This window comes from Candidatus Alcyoniella australis (assembly GCA_030765605.1).
GTDB lineage: Bacteria > Lernaellota > Lernaellaia > JAVCCG01 > Alcyoniellaceae > Alcyoniella > Alcyoniella australis.
Window position 1 is genome coordinate 18,877 of record JAVCCG010000101.1, and the last position, 21,023, is coordinate 39,899.

Annotated in this window: 23 protein-coding genes; 9 read left to right on the forward strand and 14 right to left on the reverse strand. The window is 63.3% G+C overall.

What is annotated here, in order from left to right:
• Nucleotides 1–87: 87 nt before the first annotated feature.
• From P9M14_11765 to P9M14_11810, 10 genes are all read right to left on the reverse strand, one after another.
• A complete protein-coding gene (locus tag P9M14_11765; protein MDP8256417.1) occupies nucleotides 88–1,731 on the reverse strand; it encodes a tetratricopeptide repeat protein in 1,644 nt (547 codons plus the stop codon).
• Nucleotides 1,728–2,927, reverse strand: coding sequence for a VWA domain-containing protein (locus P9M14_11770; protein ID MDP8256418.1), 1,200 nt, complete (start codon nucleotides 2,925–2,927; stop codon nucleotides 1,728–1,730). Before P9M14_11770 ends, P9M14_11765 begins: the two co-directional genes overlap by 4 nt.
• 25 nt (nucleotides 2,928–2,952) lie before the next feature.
• Nucleotides 2,953–3,405, reverse strand: coding sequence for a ferritin family protein (locus P9M14_11775; protein MDP8256419.1), 453 nt, complete (start codon nucleotides 3,403–3,405; stop codon nucleotides 2,953–2,955).
• Nucleotides 3,402–4,103 (reverse strand): Crp/Fnr family transcriptional regulator, encoded by a 702-nt coding sequence (locus tag P9M14_11780; GenBank protein ID MDP8256420.1) that lies wholly within the window; start codon nucleotides 4,101–4,103, stop codon nucleotides 3,402–3,404. Before P9M14_11780 ends, P9M14_11775 begins: the two co-directional genes overlap by 4 nt.
• Before the next feature lie 81 nt (nucleotides 4,104–4,184).
• On the reverse strand, nucleotides 4,185–5,522 hold the full coding sequence (locus P9M14_11785) for a multiheme c-type cytochrome (protein ID MDP8256421.1): 1,338 nt from the start codon (nucleotides 5,520–5,522) through the stop codon (nucleotides 4,185–4,187).
• A 42-nt stretch (nucleotides 5,523–5,564) separates the two neighbouring features.
• Nucleotides 5,565–6,035: a ferritin family protein gene (locus P9M14_11790; GenBank protein ID MDP8256422.1), complete on the reverse strand. Its 471-nt coding sequence runs from the start codon at nucleotides 6,033–6,035 to the stop codon at nucleotides 5,565–5,567.
• 12 nt (nucleotides 6,036–6,047) lie between these two features.
• Nucleotides 6,048–6,473 carry a flavodoxin domain-containing protein gene (locus P9M14_11795; protein ID MDP8256423.1) on the reverse strand — a complete coding sequence of 142 codons (426 nt, stop codon included), beginning with the start codon at nucleotides 6,471–6,473 and terminating at the stop codon, nucleotides 6,048–6,050.
• A 20-nt stretch (nucleotides 6,474–6,493) separates the two neighbouring features.
• Nucleotides 6,494–6,970: a ferritin family protein gene (locus P9M14_11800; protein MDP8256424.1), complete on the reverse strand. Its 477-nt coding sequence runs from the start codon at nucleotides 6,968–6,970 to the stop codon at nucleotides 6,494–6,496.
• 17 nt (nucleotides 6,971–6,987) lie between these two features.
• On the reverse strand, nucleotides 6,988–7,494 hold the full coding sequence (locus P9M14_11805; GenBank protein MDP8256425.1) for a ferritin family protein: 507 nt from the start codon (nucleotides 7,492–7,494) through the stop codon (nucleotides 6,988–6,990).
• 14 nt (nucleotides 7,495–7,508) lie between these two features.
• Nucleotides 7,509–8,006, reverse strand: coding sequence for a ferritin family protein (locus P9M14_11810; GenBank protein MDP8256426.1), 498 nt, complete (start codon nucleotides 8,004–8,006; stop codon nucleotides 7,509–7,511).
• A gap of 316 nt (nucleotides 8,007–8,322) precedes the next feature.
• On the opposite strand from P9M14_11810, the gene P9M14_11815 reads away from it, so the two are divergent.
• From P9M14_11815 to P9M14_11850, 8 genes are all read left to right on the forward strand, one after another.
• Nucleotides 8,323–9,342: an RnfABCDGE type electron transport complex subunit D gene (locus P9M14_11815; protein ID MDP8256427.1), complete on the forward strand. Its 1,020-nt coding sequence runs from the start codon at nucleotides 8,323–8,325 to the stop codon at nucleotides 9,340–9,342.
• Nucleotides 9,343–10,002, forward strand: a complete 660-nt coding sequence (locus P9M14_11820; protein ID MDP8256428.1) for an FMN-binding protein — start codon at nucleotides 9,343–9,345, stop codon at nucleotides 10,000–10,002.
• 3 nt (nucleotides 10,003–10,005) lie between these two features.
• Nucleotides 10,006–10,623, forward strand: a complete 618-nt coding sequence (gene rsxE, locus P9M14_11825) for an electron transport complex subunit RsxE (protein MDP8256429.1) — start codon at nucleotides 10,006–10,008, stop codon at nucleotides 10,621–10,623.
• Nucleotide 10,624: 1 nt separating this feature from the next.
• Complete coding sequence (locus P9M14_11830; protein ID MDP8256430.1) at nucleotides 10,625–11,212, forward strand: Rnf-Nqr domain containing protein; 588 nt, start codon at nucleotides 10,625–10,627, stop codon at nucleotides 11,210–11,212.
• Nucleotides 11,209–12,318, forward strand: a complete 1,110-nt coding sequence (locus P9M14_11835) for a 2Fe-2S iron-sulfur cluster binding domain-containing protein (protein ID MDP8256431.1) — start codon at nucleotides 11,209–11,211, stop codon at nucleotides 12,316–12,318. Before P9M14_11830 ends, P9M14_11835 begins: the two co-directional genes overlap by 4 nt.
• Before the next feature lie 7 nt (nucleotides 12,319–12,325).
• Nucleotides 12,326–12,784 (forward strand): hypothetical protein, encoded by a 459-nt coding sequence (locus tag P9M14_11840; protein ID MDP8256432.1) that lies wholly within the window; start codon nucleotides 12,326–12,328, stop codon nucleotides 12,782–12,784.
• 8 nt (nucleotides 12,785–12,792) lie between these two features.
• Entirely contained in the window at nucleotides 12,793–13,767 is a 975-nt protein-coding gene (locus P9M14_11845) for an SGNH/GDSL hydrolase family protein (protein ID MDP8256433.1), read from the forward strand.
• Between the two features lie 165 nt (nucleotides 13,768–13,932).
• Complete coding sequence (locus P9M14_11850; protein ID MDP8256434.1) at nucleotides 13,933–14,409, forward strand: hypothetical protein; 477 nt, start codon at nucleotides 13,933–13,935, stop codon at nucleotides 14,407–14,409.
• Between the two features lie 46 nt (nucleotides 14,410–14,455).
• Here P9M14_11850 and P9M14_11855 read toward each other — a convergent pair whose 3' ends face one another.
• Nucleotides 14,456–15,157 carry a Crp/Fnr family transcriptional regulator gene (locus tag P9M14_11855; protein ID MDP8256435.1) on the reverse strand — a complete coding sequence of 234 codons (702 nt, stop codon included), beginning with the start codon at nucleotides 15,155–15,157 and terminating at the stop codon, nucleotides 14,456–14,458.
• A gap of 136 nt (nucleotides 15,158–15,293) precedes the next feature.
• Entirely contained in the window at nucleotides 15,294–15,872 is a 579-nt protein-coding gene (locus P9M14_11860; GenBank protein ID MDP8256436.1) for a zinc ribbon domain-containing protein, read from the reverse strand.
• 156 nt (nucleotides 15,873–16,028) lie between these two features.
• On the opposite strand from P9M14_11860, the gene P9M14_11865 reads away from it, so the two are divergent.
• The gene (locus tag P9M14_11865; GenBank protein MDP8256437.1) at nucleotides 16,029–17,894 is read left to right on the forward strand and encodes a hypothetical protein; all 1,866 of its coding nucleotides are present in this window, start codon (nucleotides 16,029–16,031) and stop codon (nucleotides 17,892–17,894) included.
• Here the strand turns inward: P9M14_11865 and P9M14_11870 are convergent.
• Together P9M14_11870 and P9M14_11875 are read right to left on the reverse strand one after the other, a co-directional pair.
• On the reverse strand, nucleotides 17,846–19,510 hold the full coding sequence (locus P9M14_11870; protein ID MDP8256438.1) for a glycosyltransferase family 39 protein: 1,665 nt from the start codon (nucleotides 19,508–19,510) through the stop codon (nucleotides 17,846–17,848). The two genes, P9M14_11865 and P9M14_11870, sit on opposite strands and share 49 nt — an antisense overlap.
• A 2-nt stretch (nucleotides 19,511–19,512) precedes the next feature.
• Nucleotides 19,513–21,021, reverse strand: coding sequence for an Rne/Rng family ribonuclease (locus tag P9M14_11875; GenBank protein MDP8256439.1), 1,509 nt, complete (start codon nucleotides 21,019–21,021; stop codon nucleotides 19,513–19,515).
• Nucleotides 21,022–21,023: the final 2 nt, after the last annotated feature.

Consider the following 21,023-nt stretch of genomic DNA (forward strand, 5'->3'; position numbering starts at 1 on the left):
CCAATGGGAAATCCAATGCTTGATCGATTAAAGATAATGCTATTTTTCAAGCCTTAAATACATATTACCTACTTTTCTACATTAGCTTTAACGACATATCTCATTGATTTTTTTGGTGTTTGCTGGGTATTTAAGCTGGTTCGCCAGATGCAGACGCATCTGCTCGCGATCGGCCGCGATCTGCGGATCGTCGGGGAACAATTCGTGCGCCTTGTCAATATGTTGCAGTGCATCGGCCGGACGGCCCAGGTAGAGCTCGACGATCGCCAGGTTGCGCAGTGCCCCGGGCGCGCGCGGATCGATCTGCACTGCCGCGCTCAGGGGTGCAATAGCTTGCTCCAGCTCGCCCTGACGAAAGTACGCGTCGCCCAGGGCGACCAAAATCAGCGGCTGGTGCGGATCGAGTTTGTCCGCCGCGAGCAGTTCGTCCGCAGCCAGGTCGAGCTCGTCGTTCTCCAGGTGCATAATCCCGAGGTTGTAAAAGGCGCGCACACTGTGCGGGTTGACCTGGCGCACGCAAGTCCAGAGGGTCCGAGTGTCGCGGAAATCCAGGTTGTGCTTAAGCGAAATCCCGGCGAACACCAGGCAGCACAGTGTCAGCAGCGCAATGACCAGCCGCGCCCGCGCCTTGCCCCCTTGGTAAACGCGGTCCAAGCCGATTCCCGCCAGTGCGGCCAAGCCCAACGAGGGTAGGAACGCGTAGCGGTCGGTCACCGCGTCGGGCAGCTCGTGCAGTTGGCTGACCGGAATTAGCGCCGCGAGGAACCAGACCAGCCAGGCTGCCCAGGGACGACCGCGCCGCAGGCCCCAGACAGCGGCCGCGACCGCCGCAACCGATGCTGTAATCGACACGATCACGCGCGGCGAGGCCCAGTTCGCAACGGGCTTCCACGCGTAGTCCACGCACAGGTTCAGCGGCAGGGCCAGCTTGGCCGCGTACCACAGTGCGATCTGCGGACCGGCCACGATCCCGCGCGCCGGGCCGCTGATGGTCTCGCCCCCCTCGACCGGCGAGTATTGGCCCAAAACCGCGTTGCGCAACAGCAGGTACACGCCGCAGGTCGCGGCGAACAACACGCCGACGCGGGCCGCGCGCTGCCAGCGCCGCTTTGGCTGGCCCTGCGCGCCGACCAGCAACAGGGCCGCGGCCGCGATCGGCACAAACAAAACCGTGGGCTTACACAGCAGCGAGGCGAACAACAGCAGCGCGGCGAGCAGGTCGCGCGCGAGGCTTTGGTTCCCGAGCACCAGCAGCAGGGCGCAGCCAACGAGAATCGCGCCGCTAAGCGAGCCCTGCCCCATCAGCATCCCGACCTCCTCGGCGTGCAGCGGGTGGACCGCGAACAGTAGCGCGGCAAAGGTCGCGGCCCGGGCGCTGAGGCCTGAGCGGCGTAGCAGCACGGCCAGCAACGGGCACAGCGCAACGTAGAGCAGTAGGCTCAGCGCGTGCCACGGCAACGCGTGGAGCCTGAACCACTGGTACTGCAGCACGTAGGGCGCCACGTGCAACGGCCGAAAACTGGGCGAGGCGCGCTCCGACCCGTGATACATCTGCTGGGTGAACGCATCGACCAAGCCGTCGTAGGAGCGCAGGGTCTGGTTGTTGACGATCATGTGGATGTCGTCCCAGACAAAACCGTTGGCCAGCCCGCTTAGGTTGGCGGCCAGGGCGGCCAGCGCCACCAGCAGCAGGATCCCGCGGCCCAGTCCCTGCTTCGAGCTGCCGATCATTTGGCCATTAGCGAGCCGACCGCCGACTCGAGCCCTTGCAAGCTCAGCTCATGCATCGGGATGATCTGCCCGATGGCCGCGATGGTGTGGTTGCCGATGGTGCGCTCCCAGTTGCGCCGCGGTTTGGGGTTGAGCCAAGCCATGTGCGGAAAGCGCTGGGCCATGCGCCTAAGCCAGATGGCCCCGCTGGCGCTCTGCGGCTCGTAGTACTCGATGGAGCCGCGATCATGGGTCAGCTCGTAGGAGGCCATTGAGGCGTCGCCGACCAGCAATATCCGCCAGTCGCTTTCCCAGGTTAGAACATCCTCGGTCTTCAGCGGCCGCTCCGAGCGCCGCGGATCGTACCAGAGCAGGTCGTAGACGCAGTTGTGGAAATAGGCGACCTTCATTTCCTTGAAGCTGTCGCGGGCCGCGGCGAACAGCGCGCGGCACAGCTCGACGTAGGGATCCATCGAAAATCCGCCGTTGTCCAGCAGGATCAACACGCGCACGCGGTTTTTTAACGAGCGGCTGAACATCAGCTCGATCTCGCCGCCGTTGCGCACCGTCTGGTAGATCGTCTGCTCGATGTCGAGCCGATCGCGCGGACCGACCGGCACCTGCTGCTTGAGCCGTCGCAGGGCCTGGCCAAAGGTCTCGCGGCTAAGCACGCCCTGCCCCGAATAATCCTTCCAGCGCCGCTGTCCCGCGACCTTGATCGCCGAGCTGCCGCCGGACGCGCCACCCACTCGCATTCCGCCCGGATGGGTGCCGCCGTGGCCGAACGGACTGGTGCCGCCGGTGCCGATCCAGCGGTTGCCGCCGTCATGGCGCTCGGTCTGCTCGGCCAGCCGTTCCAAAAAGCGCCGTTCGAGCTCCTCGGGCGGCAGATCGAGCAGCTCGGCACGGGTCTCGGGGTCGATCTCGGGGGTCAGGTCCGGGTCGCTGAGCCATTCGCGGATCAGCTCGTCGATTTGCTTGCGCAGCTCGGCCATTTTGTCGGGCGGCAAATCCTTGCCCTGGAACACGTGGGCGAAGATCTGGTCGTAGGTATCGAACCAGCGCTCGGACTTGATCATGGTCGAGCGCGCCACCACGTAGAAGTCCTCGAGGCTGTTGATCAGTCCCAGGTCCAGGGCCTGCTGCAGGCGCACGAATGAGGTGGGAGTCACCGGCACACCGCCGGAGCGCAACGCGTAGAAGAATCGTTCGAACATATCGTCTCAGATCAACGAAAGCCGGTCAGCGCAACTTGCTGAGCATCAACTCAAGCTGCTCGCGGTGGCCTTCCTCCTCGCGCTTGAGCCTGACGAACAGCTCGCCGATGGCCGTTCCCTGGAAAATATCAACGTAGCGCGCGTAGTATTCCACCGCGCGTTGCTCGTGCATCAGGGCGAACTGCAAGACCTCGCGCGGGCTCGAGCCCGAATCGACCGATTCGTCGCCGAGCTGCTCGGGCTTGGGAAGCTTGCCGCTGACCTGCGGCTTGCCGATGCGTTCCAGCTCGCCCGAGCTCAGGGCCTGGGTCAGCAGCCGCTTGTGGCGCAGTTCCTCGTTGCGCAGTCGATTGATGATCTTCTGCGATTGGGGATTGCGCACGATCTGGAGCATCGTCTCGTAGTTGCGGGCCGAGAGCTGTTCGCGGTTGATCGCCGCGGCGATAATCTGCTTGGGATCGAGCAGCTCGGGGCTCACAGCTCGTCCTCCTGCTGCGCTATTTCGCCCAACTGCTTAAGGTCGTTGATGTAGATAATCCGGCTGCGGGTCTCGATCAGCCCGCGCTTGGTGAAGCGCGAGAGCACCCGGATCGTGGTCTCGACCGTGGTGCCGACCATGTTGGCGATCTCCTGGCGCGTGATGTGCAACCCGATGCGGATCTGTTCGCTGCGCTGCTCGCCTAGCTGCGCGGCCAGCTTGAGCAGCAGCCGGGCAATGCGCTGCTCGACCTGTTCGCTGGAAATGCTGCGCAGCATCTCCTGGCACGAGCGCAAACGGCGCACCAGCTCGAGCACGATCTCGCCTTGTATCTGCGGTTGACTGCGCAGCATGCTGATGAACTCCGCGCGCGGCAAACGCAGCACTGTCGAGGGCTCCATCGCCAGAGCCGTGGCGTCGTACGGACGGCCGTCGAGCACGGCCAGCTCGCCGAAGGTCTCGCCCTGGCCCACCATGCCCACGATGGTCTCGTTGCCCTCGCGCCCCTGCTTAACCAGCTTGACCTTGCCCTGGACCAGGATATGCAACGCCTCGGGCGGCTCCTGCTCCCAGTAGATCTGGTCGCCGCGCTTGAACTCATCCAACGCGGCGCTGTGCGCGATCGACTCGAGCTGTTCGGCGGACATTCCCGAAAATATGAAGATATTTTTGAGCGCTTCGATGGTATCGAACTTCAAGCGAAAACCCCCGGGAGGCAATGGCTCACAGCGCGCTCGATTGTGTCAGATCGAACCGCAGAGCACAACAGAACCGCGGCCTCAGTCGGCTTGGCCCTTACCGTGCTTGATGGTCTGCCAGCGCTTGCCAAACTCGAACTGCGGATCGCGCAACGTGGTGTGACAGCGCAGGCAGGTATTGACGTCCGCGGGCACGCCCTTGATCGTCGGATCGGCCGTGTGCGCCTTGCGCGCGCCGTGGCAGACCTCGCAGCCCACGTTGCCCAATCCCGGAGTGAAGTCCATCGAGACGAAGCCGCCGGGCGTGCCGTAGCCCACGCTGTGGCAGACCACGCACTCGGGGTCGAAATCCTGGCCCGCCTCGGCCAAGCTCTGCATCGCCAGGGCGTGCTGAGTCTGGGTCCACTTGTCGAAGTCCGCCGAGTGGCAATTCATACAGCTCTCGGAACCGGCAAACGGGCTTTGCTGCTCGTGGAGCTGAGCCTGCTGGGCAGCCTCGATAAAGATCTTTTTAACCTCGTCCAGGTAGGCTTCGTAGAATTTCTTATGTTCGGGATGGTCGGCGAGCTTATCGCCAAGGGGCGTGTAATCGACGCTCACCTGCTCCAACGCGCCGTCCGGCGCCAGCGAGAGCTCGAAGCGGCCGACCAGCCGGCCTTGATCCGCGGCCTCGGCCCAGGCGCGCTTGCCGACCACCGTGTACGTGGGATTGTCGGCCCCGGCCGCTCCTCCGGCGTAGGAGCGCACCAGCAGGTCCACGCCGGGCAGTTCAAATATGCGTTTGGCGTCGTCGGGCTTGACCGCGGCGAGCACCAGCACCACCGGCCGCGGGCTCATCGCATCGGCCGCGGCCAGCTGTTCGCGCACGGCCTGCAGCGGATCGGAGATGCTCAGCGAGCCCTGTTCGCCCGAGTACAGCACGTCGGGTCCGGTCACGCCGACTATCATCAGCGAACGCGGCGTCATCTCCACCAGCTTGTAGGGCACGCTCAGCCCCTGCGGGGCGTCGCGCAGCGTGACGTTGGCCGAGACGTAGGGCGCTGGCCCGTACTTTGCCAGGAAGTTCGCGCCGAATAAAAAGTCGTTCGCGCCGAAGGTGGCGGTGGTATAGCCGCTGAGGCGCAGCGATTCGAGCAGGGTCTGGGCCTTGATCCGCTCCTGGCGCGTGCCGCCCTGGAAATTGTGCCCCAGGTCCACGACCACCAGTTGGGGATTTTGGACGCGCTGCTGCTCGATGAACGTGGCTCGGCGCATCAGGCCGCCGGCCATCTCACCGCCTGCGCAGCCGCAGGGCTTGATCCAACCGCGGCAGTCGCCGGTGAACAGGATCGTCATCCGCGCCGGGGTTTGGGCCCGCGACGGTGCGAAGGACACCAGCGTCAGCAGCGTCAACGCAGCGATCAACAGCACGCGTTTCATCAAATCCCCCCCGATAAAACTATTCGGAGCGGGGTCGGGTAATTATTCTCCCCAGGCCCAAAACCCCTCGTTGGTCAAGGCGTAGAACTGGTCGTTAAGCACGCGCTCGTGCAGTAGCTCCTCCTGGATCAGACGCTCGAAGACTTGCCTGCCCGCCGGATCGTCGGTGGAAGCGGCCAGCTCGCGGTAACTCTGGGCCGCGTTGCGCTCGGCCTGGATCGCCTGCGAGATGATATCGAGCACATCGCCGCTCTCGGAAACCCGATCCGCGCCGGCCTCGTCGATGTTGATCCGCTGCGGCTCGTCGCCGTATTCGGGATAGCCGTTACCGCCCTGAAGCGACTCGATCATCTCGTCGAGCTTGTCGCGGTGCGTCGACTCGTAGCGCGCCAGCTGCTCGAACAGGTCCTTGCCCCGCGGATCAGCGCAGCCCAGGGCCGCGTCTGCGTAAAAGTGCGCTGCGCGGTCCTCGGCCTGCCGCGCGATTACGATCGCCTCGATCTGCGTAGTCATCGGTAAATACCGCTAGAGCTTGGCGGCCAGTGCGTCGATCACGCGACCGACCTGCGCCATGCCCTCTTCCTCTTTCCAGGCGTTGACCTTCAGCGGCTCGACAACGTCCATCTTGAACAGGTAGATCAGGGTCTCCTGGATAATCTCGATGGCGTCGGCACTCCAGCCGAACGAACCGAAGGCCAGCCCCGGCTTGCCCTCGAGCTTGGCAGCCTCGACCTTGAACAGGAACTCCTTCATCGAGGGGATCAGATCGTGGTGGTAGGTGGCTCCGCCCAGGGCCACGGCGTCGGCCGCCTCGAGATCGGCAACCTCGGTATCGCGACCGCGCTTGACCTCCGCCTCGATTCCCTTGGCTTTTGCGGCCTCGGCCAGGACCTCGGCGATGCGTTGAGTGTTGCCGGTGCGACTCTGGTAGACGATCAGCAGCTTGGCCATTTGCAATATCTCCCCTTTTGCTAGTTATCAGTAAGTATGTGCTCGTCGTAGAGGCGTTCGAGCCGAAGCTTGTGCCCCTGCTCCTCGTTGACCAGCCAATCGAACAGCTCGGCCAGCTGGTGCCCCTCGAACATTGCCTTGAGCGCGTCGTAAAAACGCGCCGAGCCCTCCTCGAACTTGATCGCCGCGATCATCACGTCCTGGGTCGTGGCGTCCGCGGCCAGCTCGTCGTAGGTCAGGTAGCGGGCGATGCCCAGATCCTGCCGCTGAGGACGTTGGGCCAGTCCGCCGGCGTAGCGGCGATCGTCGAGCACCTGCTGCAGCCGCCGTTTGTGCTCGATCTCCTGCTGGGCAAGTTCGCGCAGCATTTGGCGCGCGGCCAGGTCCGCGAGCTTGTCGCGGTGCTGCTCGTAGAAATCGTGGGCAAACTGTTCGCGCTTGATCGCGTACTCCAGAACCTCGCGCGCGCTTTTAAATCCCATGTTCTGATTGTCCATAACGGCGTCCTTTGAACTCAGGCCCCGTCCAGGCCGATTTTGTCGGCCCCCTCCTGCCAGGCTTGCGGATCCTTGAGCGCCTCGTAGGAGTCGAGCAGCACCAGGTAGTGCCAGTGCTCCTCGCGCGCCAGGATCGCGAAGAAATCGCGCTCGTTCTCGTGCTGCGCCTGCTGTGCGGCGCGCTGGTAGTACTGTTCTCCGCGCTGCTCGAACTGCATTGCGCGCTGGATCGCCTGCATGTCGTCCGCGTCCTCGGGCAGGGCCTGCTCGACGTGCTTGAGCGCGTCGCTGAACACGGTCTTGAGCCCATCGATGTCGCCGAACTTGGCCGGCGACTCGGGCATGCTTCCGAGCTCGCGCAGTTTCTGCACATAGCTCTCGATGGTAGCCATGTGACGCTGCTCCTCCGCGATTAGATAGGAGAAGATCTCCCGCGCCATGCTGCTCTGCGCGTTTTCCAAGGCTTGCCGATAGAGCGCCTCGCCCTCGAGCTCGGTATTGATCGCAATTTCAAAAGGCGTCATCGATCATCCCCCTATTATGGTCCGACGTGGATCAGGATCGCTTCCTTGTCGTACAGGTCCGGGTCGCGCGTGATGAAGCGCAGCTCGGACTCGAGTTGACGTTGGTGCCCGTGCTCGAAATCGGCCAAATACTCGAGCATGGTGCGAGCCGAGGGATCGACGCTGCGCGCCGCCGCCTCGGAGTAGAGCTGCCGGGCGTCTTTCTCCATCCTGATGGCGATTTTCAGCAGCTCTTTGGTTTCCAGCTCATCGAAGACTTTGAAGTCGATCTCGGGTTGATACTTGTCCGGAACCGGCGGGCGATCCTCGCCGCTGGCGCGCCGGTACTGCTGCAACAGCAGCTTCTCGTGACCGCGCTCCTGGGAAGCCAGCGTCTTAAACTTGCTCTTGGTCATCGGATTGCGCACCCGGTCGGCGAACTTGGTATAGAACCTCGCCGCGTCGTGCTCAGCCTTGACCGCAACGCCCAGGATCTCCAGGCTGGTCAGCCCCTTGGCGATCTGTCTGCTCATCGCATCCCCCTGCCGCAGGATTCAGATCCCGCAAGTGAGCCGCGCTGTCGGTTGTCCATAGATGTTATTGTCTTCCAGCTTAATCCAACAGACGCTCCGAATACCACAACTTCCATTATCATATTCTTATAACTAAGTTCTTCGGTCGACAAAGTAGTATGACCTCAATCATAGGTCGCGATCGGTGCGAACGATTTTTTGCATTCCGCCGATCATCGCCGCTGTAACCGCGGCGTGTTGACGCTGTGTGGTCCGCGGGGTAAAAGGCATTATCAATGTAAAGCGCAAAATCAATTCGGGCGGGTGACAGATCAAGATGAGCACGGCCTCCAAGCAAGCTACAGGCGCCGAACCCGCGGGCAAGCAGCGCAGCTACTTCAAATACCTCAAACCGCAAATGCACGTGGTCTACGCCACCTCTCCGCTGGCGCTGGTCGGCGTGTTCCTCTTCGGCTGGCGCGTGCTGGCACTGTTGGCGTTCGTCTTCGTGATCGGCATCATCACCGAGGGGCTGTTCACCCTGCCCAAAGGCAAGCCGATCACCACGGCCTGCCTGGTAAGCTGCATGCTCTACACGCTGACCCTACCGGCCACAGTCCCGCTGTGGATCGCCGGCGTGGGAATCGTCTTCGGCCTTGCCATCGGCAAGATGGCCTTCGGCGGGACCGGGATGAACGTGTTCAACCCCGCACTGGCCGGACGCGCGTTCATCTACGTCAGCTTCCCGCAACACATGACCAATCGCTGGATCGACCCGGCCGTCGGCCCGCTGGGCGGATTCCAGGAATGGATCTCGCAGCCGCTGCAGCCCGACGCGCTGAGCACGGCCACGCCCTTGATCGACATCTCGCAAAACGTGCCCTTCGACTGGATCAAGGCCTTTATCGGCTACACGCCGGGCAGCATCGGCGAGACCTGCGTACCGCTGCTGGTGCTCGGGGTGCTGTGGCTGCTGTTCGTATCCAAGAGCGCCAGCTGGCGCATCGTGCTCGCCTGCCTGATCGGCTTTATCGGCTGCAACGTGATCTTCTATTTCTCCGACCTGCTGCCGCAGTCGGCCACGCCGCTGAACTGGCTGGTCACCGGCGGGTTCCTGTTCGGCGCGTTCTTCATGGCCACCGATCCGGTGAGCGCCGCAAGCACCAAGGACGGACAGTGGATCTACGGCCTGCTGATCGGAGCGCTGGCCGTGGTCTTCCGCGGGTTCAGCAACTTCCCCGAGGGCACGATGTTCGCGATCCTGATGGGCAACATCTTCGCCCCGACCTTCGATTACCTGGCCAAGGAACGGATCAAGCACCGCAAGGCCCGTCGCTCCTCGACCGGGGGGGGCTGATTGAGCAACCGCTCGCGCGCCTTCTCCGTGCTCTACACGGCGCTGATCAGCGCGCTGTTCGTCGCCCTGGTCTCGGCCGTGGCCCTGGCCACCCGCCAGCGTATCGAGCTCAACGAGCAAGTGGCGACCCAACGCGAAATCCTCAAGGTCAGCGGACTGTGGGACTCGCAGCGCTACGCCTCGGTGCGCGAGATGCCCGCGGCGCAAATCGCCCAACGCTTCGAACGCCTGATCCAGGGGCCCAAGCGGGTCGGCGGGCTCGAGTTGTACTACGCACGCAACGACTCGGGCCAGCTCGAAGCGATCATCTTCGACATCCAGGGCATGGGCTTCTGGGGGCCGATCCACGGCTGGCTGGCTGTGGAGCCGGGCACCAACCGCATCAAGGGAATCAGCTTCGACCGCCAGGAGGAGACCCCGGGGCTGGGCGGCGAAATAGTCAAGCCCTGGTTCCAGCAACAGTTCGTGGGCATCGAGCTGGCCGCGCCGCGCGCCGGACGGCCGGCGATCGAGCTGGTGTCCAACGCGGCTGAAAAACTGCCCAACCAAGTCGACGCGATCACCGGCGCCAGCCGCACCAGTTACGCGGTGCAGCAGATGCTCAACGCGGACATCGCCGCGTTCCTCGCCGCCGGCGTTGACGCGCTGCCCGCGGAGTAAGCCATGGGCAAGCCCGGCGCCGGCACGATCATGCTCAACGGTCTCTGGCGCGAAAACCCGATCTTTCGCCAGATCCTCGGGATCTGCTCGGCGCTGGCCGTGACCAACCTGCTGGTCAACACAGTTACGCTCTGCGCGGGAATGGTCGCGGTGACCGCCCTGAGCAGCGGCACGGTCTCGCTGCTGCGCAACGTCACGCCGCGCCGGGTGCGAATGATGGTCCAGGTGCTGATCATCGCCTCCTACGTGATTTTGGTCGACCTGGTGCTCAAGGCCTATTTGCCCGAGATCAGCAAGGCGCTGGGCCCCTACGTGGGGCTGATTATCACCAACTGCATCATCATGGGCCGCGCCGAGGCGTTCGCCGGCTCGAACCGGGTGCTGCCCAGCATGCTCGACGGCCTGGCCTCGGGACTGGGCTACAGCCTGGTGCTGGTCTGCGTGGCGGTAGTGCGCGAGCTGCTGGGCTTTGGCACGATCTGGAACGTGGCGCTGATGCCCGAGGACTTCACCCGCTGGACGCTGATGGTGATGGCGCCCGGCGCGTTTTTCATGCTCGGAATCTTTATCTGGATCGCGCGCGGCCTGTTCCCGTCCAAGGCCGAGGCAACGGGGAGCTGAGATGGAACCCGGGCCCATAGCGATCTTCTTCGCCGCGATCTTCACCAGCAACATCCTGCTGGTCAACTTCCTCGGGATGTGCTCGTTCCTCTCGATCAGCCGCGAGCTCAAGGCCAGCGTGGGACTGGGGCTGGCCGTGACCTTCGTGCTGACCACCACATCGTTGATCGCCTACCTGCTCAACCAGTACGTGCTGGTGCCGCTGGAGATGGAGCACCTGCGCTACATCGTGTTCATCGTGGTGATCGCGGCCTTCGTGCAGTTGGTCGAGATCGTCATCGAACGCATCAGTCCGGTGCTCTACGTCAACCTCGGGATCTTCCTGCCGCTGATCACGGTCAACTGCGCGATCCTGGGCTCGCTGCTGTTCCTGGTGATCCGCGAGTACGACCTGTGGCAGTCGCTGGCATTCGGCGCGGGCTCGGGCCTGGGCTGGATGCTGGCGATCGTGGCCCTGGCCGGCATCCGGCAGCGGATGAAGTACTCCAAGGTCCCCGCGGCCCTCGAGGGGCCGGGCATCGCGCTGATCATCACCGGGCTGATGTCCCTGGCGTTCGTGGGCTTCAGCGGAATGATCCCGATCCAATGATCACCAGCCTGGCGATTCAGGTCGGCGTGGTGGCGGCCATCGGCGCGCTGCTCGCCGCGCTGATCGAGCTGGCCGACCGTTTCATCGCCAACTACGGCGAATGCCGAATCACGATCAACGACGAGGAGGAGCGCAGTCTGAACGTACAGGGCGGCGGTCACCTGCTCGGCGCGCTGGCCGAAAACAAGCTGTTCATCCCCTCGGCCTGCGGCGGGCGCGGCAGCTGTGGGCTGTGCAAGGTCAAGGTGCTCGAGGGCGGCGGCCCGCTGCTGCCCACCGAGGCGCCCTACCTCAGCGCAACCGAACGCAAGAACAACGTACGCCTCAGCTGCCAGGTCAAGGTGCGCAATAATTTGCGAATCGAGATCCCGCAAGAACTGTTCGCGATCAAGCGCTACGCTGGACGCGCGGGCAAGATCATCGATCAAACCCACGACATGAAGCAGCTCGACATCGAGTTGACCGAGCCTGAAACCCTCGATTTCAAGGCCGGCCAGTACGTCCAGCTCACCGCGCCGGAATACGCCAAAAGCGACCAGCCGATCTACCGCGCCTACTCGATCTGCTCCGACCCCACTGACGAGAGCACGATCAGCCTACTGATCAGACGTGTGCCCGACGGAATCTGCACCACCTGGGTCTTCGACTATCTCAAAGTCGGCGACCAGGTCGAGCTCAACGGCCCGCACGGCGAGTTCTGTTTGCAACCCACCGCGCGCGAAATCCTGTTCATCGCCGGAGGCTCGGGCTTGGCGCCGATCCGCAGCATGCTGTTCCAGATGCGCAACGAAAAAATCGACCGCAAGGCGACGTTCTATTTCGGCGCGCAGACCAGCGACGACCTGTGCTATCTGGAGCAGATGGCGCAGTTCGAGCGCGATTTGCCGCAGTTCAAGTTCGTGCCCGCGCTGAGCATGCCGCGCGACGAGGACCGCTGGGAGGGCGCGCAAGGGCTGATCACCGACGTGTTGGACGCGGGCGAGCACGAGTTCGCCCAGGCCGAGGCCTACCTCTGCGGCAGCCCGGGGATGATCGACGCCTGCATCAAGGTGCTCTTGACGCACGGCATGCCCCAAGAACGCATCTTCTACGACAAGTTCGCGTAGGAGGATCATGAAGCAATCGCCGCAACTGGACGAGGTCCAACGCAAGATGCAGCCGGGCCGGATCGTGATCAACGGCATGCTCGGCCACGACCAACGGCCGCTGGTCGAAATCCTCACCGCGGACCAGGGGCGCGTCAACGCCCTGGATCTGAGCCACGAGCAGATCGCCGACTTTCTGAGCAACCTGCTCGAAATCGGGCGCGACGGCCTGGGCGACCCGATCCACGCGGGACAACTCGTGGTGCAGGTCGAACACTTCCGCGGCCGCACCCCCTGCCCCTGGGCTGACGGCGTTTTCCCCAAGGTGCTGATGCGTCTGCGCCACGAGCCCAGCGCTCGCGCGATGCAGGTCAGCGCCCTGGGAATTCACATGATCCACGTCCACGGCTTCTATCAGGGGCGCGGCTCGCAATATCGGGTCGAGCCCGAGCTGATCGCCGAGCTGATGGCGCAATCCGAAAGGTAAGCAGGACGGTGCCAAAATCAAAGCGGTCGTTTAAACCGCTGATCTTCACCCTGCTGGCAATGCTGCTGTTTTTCGGCCTGGCCGAGAGCGCGTTGCGCCTGCTCAAGTATCGGTCCGAAGATTTTTCGATCTGGATGCGCTTTAACAATCCGCATCGCGACGACAGTTCTATGCAGCGCGACCCGCAACTGTTCTGGCGCTTCCGCTGCGACGGCAGCGCGGGCATGAAGATTAACGAGCAGGGATTGCGCGGCGAGGAGACCAGCGTATCCAAGCCCGCGGGCGTGTTCCGCGTGCTGTGCCTGGGCGACTCGAGCACCTTTGGCTGCAACGTGCCGCTGAAGCAAACCTACCCCTACCTGCTCGAGCGCTTGCTGCGGCAGCGCAATCCTCAACGGTCGATCGAGGTGCTCAACGCCGGTGTGCCCGGCTACTCATCCTACCAGGGGATGCGCGCCCTGGAGACCTGGCTGGCCGACTACCAGCCGGACTTGGTGGTGGCCTACTTCGGCATCCACGACACGGCCCAGGCCGTACTGGTGGCCGATAAGGACCAGCGCGAACTGGCCGCGAGCGGCGTATGGCTCGACCGGCTGCTGGAGCGCTCAGTGGGCTACCAGTTTTTAGCCAAGCTGGTGCGGCGAACGCGCGGCCTGGAGCCGGGCCTGATTCTCGGCGACGAGAACCAGCCCAAGCGCGTCAGCCCGCAAGACTACCTAGACAACCACGCGCTAATGGCTGAGCTGGCCCAATCATGGGGCGGCTCGCTGCTGGTGATGCCCGCGGTCTCGATCACCGAAAGCGGCCAGTGCCGACTGCACGTGGAGCATCCCGAGCAGCTAAAGCAACGCTTCGACGTGCTCGATCTATGCCCGCTGCTTGTCGAGCAACGCCCGCCCCTGGAGCTGTTCGATCCCGGCGGCGTGCACCCCACCCCCGAGGGTTACCGGATCTACGCCCAGGCGCTCTTCGACCGGCTATGACCGGCTTAGAGCCGGTGCAATACTCGCGCATCACGATCATCCCCGACCAACGTCTCACCCCGCGTAGCAGCCAGCTCGATCAATAAGGATTGAACGCTAGCCCTCCGCTATTCCGGGGCCGCTGATCCGTGCTATGATTTTTCGATTTCATCCCTTGGATGTCAGATGAAAAAAGAACTGCTGATTACCGTTATCGTGGTGGCCTGCTTGATCGCAGGCATCGCCTACTTCCGTTCCGCGCACCGTCAGACCGTGGGGCCCGAAGCGCAGCAGTCGCAGCCCGCGTCGGACTGGCGCGACGCGGTGCGCAGCAAACCGGCCAGGTCGGTAGTCACGCCGCGCGGCTCGGACACGGAAATGGAGATCATCCCGGATCTGCCGCGCACGCGCCACGAGCGCAATGGTGAACAGAATCCGGCCGATCGCCCGGCGTATCGCCAGCCGCGTAGCGCCGAGGCGCCCGAAGCCGCATTGGGAGTCGACCCGGCGTCAGCGGCCGGAGTGCGACGCAACGCGCCCGATCAGTTGATTCAGGGAAACGAAGAAGACGACTACGACGACGAGGTGCCCTACTGGGAGAACGTTGTCGAAAAGGCCGAGGACCATCCAGAGTTCTATCAGCCCGACGCGTCCGAAGACTAAACCGAGCCGTTCAACCCATAGAACGGCTCGGTACAAATGCTGGCTACTAACTGATCCGCGCCAGGCCCATCTCGTCCTTGATGATGATCTTGCGGTCGTTGATGTCGATCACCCCTTCCTTGCGGAAGTCGCCCATGGTCAAACTGACGGTCTCGCGGCTCGAGCCGATCAGGTTCGCCAGGTCCTGGTGGGTGATCTTGATCCGCAGCATATTGCCGCGCGCGTCCTTGATGCCGTAGTCCTTGGCCAGCTTGATCAACAGCGATGCCAGTCGTTCGCGCACGCCCTTGTAGAGGAACGATTCCATGTTGCGCTCGGCCTCGAGCCGTCGTTCGCCGATCATCTTGGCCAGCCGGATCGCCACCTCGGGCCTGCTCTTCATCAGCGCGATCAGGTCCAGCCGCTTGATGTAGTAGTAGATCACGTTCTCCTGGATCTCGGCGAAGTTCTCGCGCTTGCCCTCGCTGATCACGGCCATCTCGCCGAAAACGTCCCCAGGCTTGACCAGGTTGAGAATGATCTCTCTGCCGTCCTCGGTGATCTTGCAAATCTTGACCCTGCCGGCCTTCAGAAAATACAGCTCGGTTCCCGGATCATCGGGCATGTAGATCATCTGGTTGCGCTTGGCGCTACCGATATGGGTAATGCGCTCCACTTCCTTGACGTCTCCGGTGAAGTTGGAAAACACAGAGGAGTCCATCACCATTTTGATATCGATCCGTTCCATTTCCTGCTTTTCAACTGACATCTCTATTTCCTCCAAACGTATGTCACGCTCAGAGAATAACCGCGTGTCAACGCACACAGATATGATCTATGTCAGGTGGATTACAATAATCATCAGGCAGCGCAAACAATGGCGAATCAGGGCGGCCAGCGGGGGGCTAGCGATCTCCTATCTCTATGGTGTTGTTGCTTATTTCAGATTCGGGCACACGCGACTTACTCACGCCCGAGGACATGATCAACACCGTCATGATCAGCAACAGAAAAAACCCGATCAGCGCCGCTATTACGCATCCGTAGCGGCTCTTTTTATCTGCCGTGCTCGACTTGTCCTTGTACATCCGCTGCAGGAACGTCGGCTGGGCAATCCCGGCCGAGAGCGGCGCGCTGATCTCGATCCCCTTGGCGCGCAGCATGGCCATCAACTGCAACGGGTTGCCCTTAAGCCCCTTGACGTCGAGCTCCTCGATCGCCTGCCGCACGTGCCGGGCCGACCCGATGGCGGCCGCAGCGGTCACTGTCGCCGGGATCGGCTCGACCAGTTGCGCGCAGAACTCGCAACGCAGCGGACCATCCGCGGCCGGACGCTGAAGCGGCGCGCTGCAGTTGGGGCACTCGTACTTGCCAAAGTCCTGCCGGGGCGTGATCTCGTCCAGGGCCTCGCCGCAGTAAATGCAACGCAACGCGTCGTCCGCGATGCGATGCTTGCACTTGGGGCATTTGCGCGCGTCTTCCATTGGCCTTAAAGATACCCCAATCGATGCTCTCGATAAAAACGGATTTGTTGCAATGGCAATTTTTTTCGATCTCCCGCATTGCGTCGAAGTAACAGCGCGCCTTTACTGCGGACCAACGGCTGCGCATAATTGGCCGCAGCTTATTAAGGAGAGAAGATGAGCCGACAGCTTAAACGCGCACTGACAATTTCGATCCTGCTGACTTTGGCGATTGCCGCTACGGCCGGAGCTGAGCAGACATACCCTCCGGGCACGGTCCTGGCCGGTGCCGCGGAGTACGACATCACACCCGAGGTCGCGCTCTACGAGGATCTGAACGGCGACGGCGAGTTCAGCATGGGCGACCCCAGCCTGCCCTTCGGCCTGGGCGATCGGGTGAAGTCGTTCGCCTACGACAACGACCAGATCAACGTGGGCAACGGCAACGGCGCGGCGCTGTACATCTACGACCGGCTGTGGGCCCACGCGCTGGTGCTGCGCGACGTCGACAAAGGCACCACCGTGGCAATCCTGACCTCGGATCTCTACCTGCTGACCAACGCCGACGTGCAGGAAATCCGCGACCGCGTCGACCCCGAGCTGGGCATCGACTACATCTTGGTCACGGCCACGCACAACCACATGGGCCCCGACACCTTGGGCCTCTCGGGCCTGAACAACGTCACGCCGGGCGAAGTGCTCAAGATCGCCTACACCGACGCCGAGGCGACCAGCGGGATCAACCCCGACTACTTCGAGAGTTTTATCAACATCTCGGCCCGGACGATCGAGGACGCGACGCGCAATCTGGTTCCCGCGCGCCTGACCTTCGCTCAGACGAAATTCAACTTCGGCCTGTCCGACCTACGCGAGCCGCTGATCATCGACGACACGCTGAGCGTAATGGCCGTGGACAGCCTCGATCGCCGACCGATCGCCACCTTGCTCTCCTGGGCCTGCCACCCCGAGGCAGTGCTGACCTACGCGGGCAAACGCACCAACGTCGACCTGACCCAGCTTGACGAGCAACAAATCGCGGCCTGGGGCAAGGTCTTCAGCGCAGGATTCCCCGGCTACGCCTGCCGCTACGTCAGCGAGCGTCGCGGCGGAGTCACGCTCTATGCCAACGGACCGCTGGGCGGGTTGATCACCAACCTGTGGACCTACGTCTGGGACCCGGAGCTGCACCCCGAGTACCCGGCCGACGTCGACCCCGCATCAGTGCCCGAGGAGCTGCGGATCCCCAACGACTTCCGCTTTGCCGCGGTCCAGGGGCGCGAGCTGGCCAAGGCCGCACTAATGGCCCTGCTGCGCAACGGTGAGATCGCCAACGAGGCCTCCGTGGAGTACAAGCGCGCCTACGTGCTGGTGCCGATGCAAAACCCGGTGATGCGCCTGGCCGGATCTTTGGGAATTCTGGGCTACAAGCCCGGCAGTTTCTACGACGACGATTGGCAGATCGACAACAGCAGCGCCCCCTGGCTTAGCGGGATGTTCCTGCCCGGCGTGGACGTGCATCACGGCAAGAACCTGCGCACCGAGGTTGCAACCCTGCGCATCGGACCGGCGCAGATCGCAGCGGTACCGGCCGAGCTGCTGCCCGAACTCTCGCTGGGTCTGCCCGATGATTTCATCGAAAACCAGGAGCGCTACTATCCCCACGATGCGGATAAGCACGCCAGCGGCGAGAAGCTGGTGCTGAGCTATCCGGCGCTTAAACAGCAGATGGACGCCAAGTACAAGATGGTGTTCTGCCTGGCCAACGACAACCTGGGATACGTGATCCCGCGTGTCGATTTCAAACCGCCTCACGATCTTAAAATCCCGCCGCTGGCCTGGTGGTGGATCTGTTTTGACTCGGACAACAATCCGCACTACGAGGAGAGCAATTCGGTCAGCCGCGAGATCGAGCCCGCGCTGATGGGCGCGCTGACCAGACTGCTCTCGCCCGAATACTTTGAGCCCGAAATTTCCGAGTCAGAAGACGATCAGAATCAGGGACAGCCTTCGGGCGAGGACGAAGGCGGGGACGACCGTCCGTAGAGCACGAATCCGGCACGCCGCTCGTCCTGATCCACTCCGCATGGGACCTCCAGCCGCGCCAGCGGCCTGAACTGCTGTTCGATGATCTTGATCAGCGCCGGGTCGGACTCGTCAATGGCCGTAAAGTCGGGAAAGGCGATGCGCAGATCGCGCGCCAGCGACTCGCGCTCCCACTGCTGCAGACCGCGCAGATGCAGCGGGACCAGCAGCAGTTCGATCTCCCCTATTCCGCAAACCAAGTCCGGATAGCGGTTGCTGTCCCAGGGCGCCAAAACCCAATCGCGCTGCTCGACGCCGCGGCGCAACCAGTAGCTCAGCGCGTGTTGGCCGAGAAACACGTCGTCGCGGCTCAGCGGGTGCATCACAACCAACGCGCCGCGTTGGCCCAAAGGCACGCTGCTCTCGATCCAATCAGCCGCGCGTTTGGCCGTGCCCAGGCAGCTCAGGTCGGCCACCGGCACCAGGCCCGCGGACTCGGTGACCAGCATCGGTCGCACGAAGCTCAGCTGCAGCACCTGCCATCCACCGCCGATAATCAGCAGCCCGGCCAGCAACCAGCGCAACGGACGCCAGGGCATGGCGCAGGCGCCGTGGGCCACGACCAGCGCCAGGGCCGGCAGCAGCGGCAGAATGTAGCGGCTCTCCTTGTGCGGCAGCGCACTTAGCACCAGGTAGCCCACGACGATCCAGACCACCGCGGGCAGCAGCTCCAGCCGACGTCTGCAAAGCGACGCGACGCCGCCCGCGAGCACGATCAGCGCGCCGGGCAGCAGTAAGTGGTGAGTTAATAAGTTTTCCAGGTAGTAGGTCCAGTGCGAGCCCGAGTCCAGGTAGGTCGGGTCGATGGTCGAGTGCACGCGGATCGCATGCCAGTCCATCACGCCGAAATACCACGGCGCGAGCAGCGCCAGCCCCAGTGCCGATCCCAGGGCTAGGTTGATCAGGCGCGGCCCGATCCGGGCAGCCTCGGACCGCCGGGCATCCCGTTGCCAATCGAATACCGCCCAGGCCGCGGCCGCGGGCAGCGCGACGATCAGGAAGTTCCACTTGATCAGCATTCCTGCGCTGAACAGCAGCGCGGCGATCAGCGTCTCCCTGCGACGCGACAGGCCATCGCTGCGCGCGACCCAGGCCAGGAAGGCCGGGGTCCACAACGCCAGGGCCATTTCCTTGGAGGCCACGCGCAGGCCCATGGCCAGCGAGGGGATCATCCCCAGCAGCGAGGCCGCCAGCAGACCCTCGAGTCGGCCGCCGATGCGACGTCCCAGGTCGTACATCCCCCAGCAGCCGATGCCCAGCAGCAGCAGGTTGAGCCACAGCGCGCTCGCCGGACCGAACCCCGCGACCGCCATCACCAGCCCCAGGCCGATCTCGTACAGCGGCGGGAAGTAGTCGTTCTGCCCTAACGCGCCGATCAGCTTGTCCGCGCCATCGCCGTTGAGCAGCATCTTCAGCGCGGTGGCGTATTCGTCGCCGCGCTCCAGGTCGAACACGCCCAGCGGGCAATCGGCGATCAAGACCCAGGTCAGGCCGACCAGCAGTTGGAACAGCAGCAGTGCGGCGATGATCGTCAGCGGTCGGCCGACGACGTCTCGCGCTCTGGCAAAAATTCTCATTGCTACAAGTTGACGATGTTGTACTGCTCGACGTGGTATTCAGGATGGCTGCGCACCTGGATCTGTGTGCCGTGCATGACCTCGATCTGCTCGAGAAATCCGTGTTCCTCGTCCATCAGCAACGAGGCGATCTGCGGATGAACTTTGGCCACCAGCTTGCTGCTGCGGCCCGACGCGGCCTCGGCCCGCAGTCGGCGCATTACCTCGGAGGCGATGCTCACCGCGCTGCGGATCTGGCCCTTGCCCTCGCAGTATGGGCAGGGCTCGCTGAGCACGTGCAACAGGCTCTCGCGCGTGCGCTTGCGCGTCATCTCGACCAGCCCCAACTCGGAGATGTGGTGCACCGAGGTGCGCGAGCGGTCCGTGCGCAGGCCGTCCTCGATCGCCGAAAGCACGCGCTGACGGTCGACCTGGCGCTCCATGTCGATGAAGTCGATAATGATGATCCCGCCGATGTTGCGCAGCCGCAGTTGGTAGCAGATCTCGCGCACGGCCTCGAGGTTGGTCTTGAGAATCGTGTCCTCGAGGTTGTGCTTGCCCACAAAGCGGCCGGTATTGACGTCGACCACGGCCAGCGCCTCGGTCTGTTCGATCACGATGAAACCGCCCGAGCGCAGCCAGACCTTGCGTTGCAACGCCCGGCTGAGTTCGACCTCCAGGCCATGGACGTCGAACAGCGGCTCAGGTGCATCGTAGTACTCGATCGGCGGTAGGTTCAGCGCCATCATCGGCTCGAGCACATCGTGGATCCGCTTCTGCTCCTCCTCGTCGTCGACCATCACGCGCTTGAGTCCCAACGAGCATAGATCGCGCACCGCGCGTAGGCCCAGTGAAAGCTCCGAGTGCAGTAGGCTCGGCGCGCCGGCCACACGGTTACGCTCGCGGATCGAGTTCCAGAGGTTGAGCAGCATCTGTATGTCGTTGCGCAGCACGCTCTCGTCCTGCCCCTCGGCCGCTGTGCGCACGATCGCGCCCATTGTCGGCTGCCTGATGCTCTCAAGCACCTTGCGCAACCGATCGCGCTCCTGTTCGGACTCGATGCGGCGGCTGACCCCCACGTGGTCCATGGTCGGCAGCAGCACCAGGGTCTGTCCGGGCAACGAAACGTGCGAGCTGACCCGCGCGCCTTTGGTGCCCAGCGGCTCCTTGGCCACCTGCACTAGGATCTCCTGCCCCTCCTGCAGCAGCTTTTGGATCGGCACGGTCCCTTCCGAGCGTAGGCTGCGCTGCTCCTCGATGCCGTTGATCCACTGCTCTCCGTGGGCGTTGAAGTGGCTCTCCAGATCCTCGATCACGTCCGCCACGTAGAGGAAGGCCGCGCGGTCCAGACCGATATCGACGAACGCCGCCTGCATCCCGGGCAGCACGCGCACCACGCGTCCCTTGTAGATGTTGCCGACCAACGAGCGCCGACTGCGTCGCTCGACAAAAAACTCGGTGACCACTCCCGACTCGAGCAGCGCCACCCTGCTCTCGTCGCTGGTTACGTTGATCAGCAGCTCAGCTTCCATCG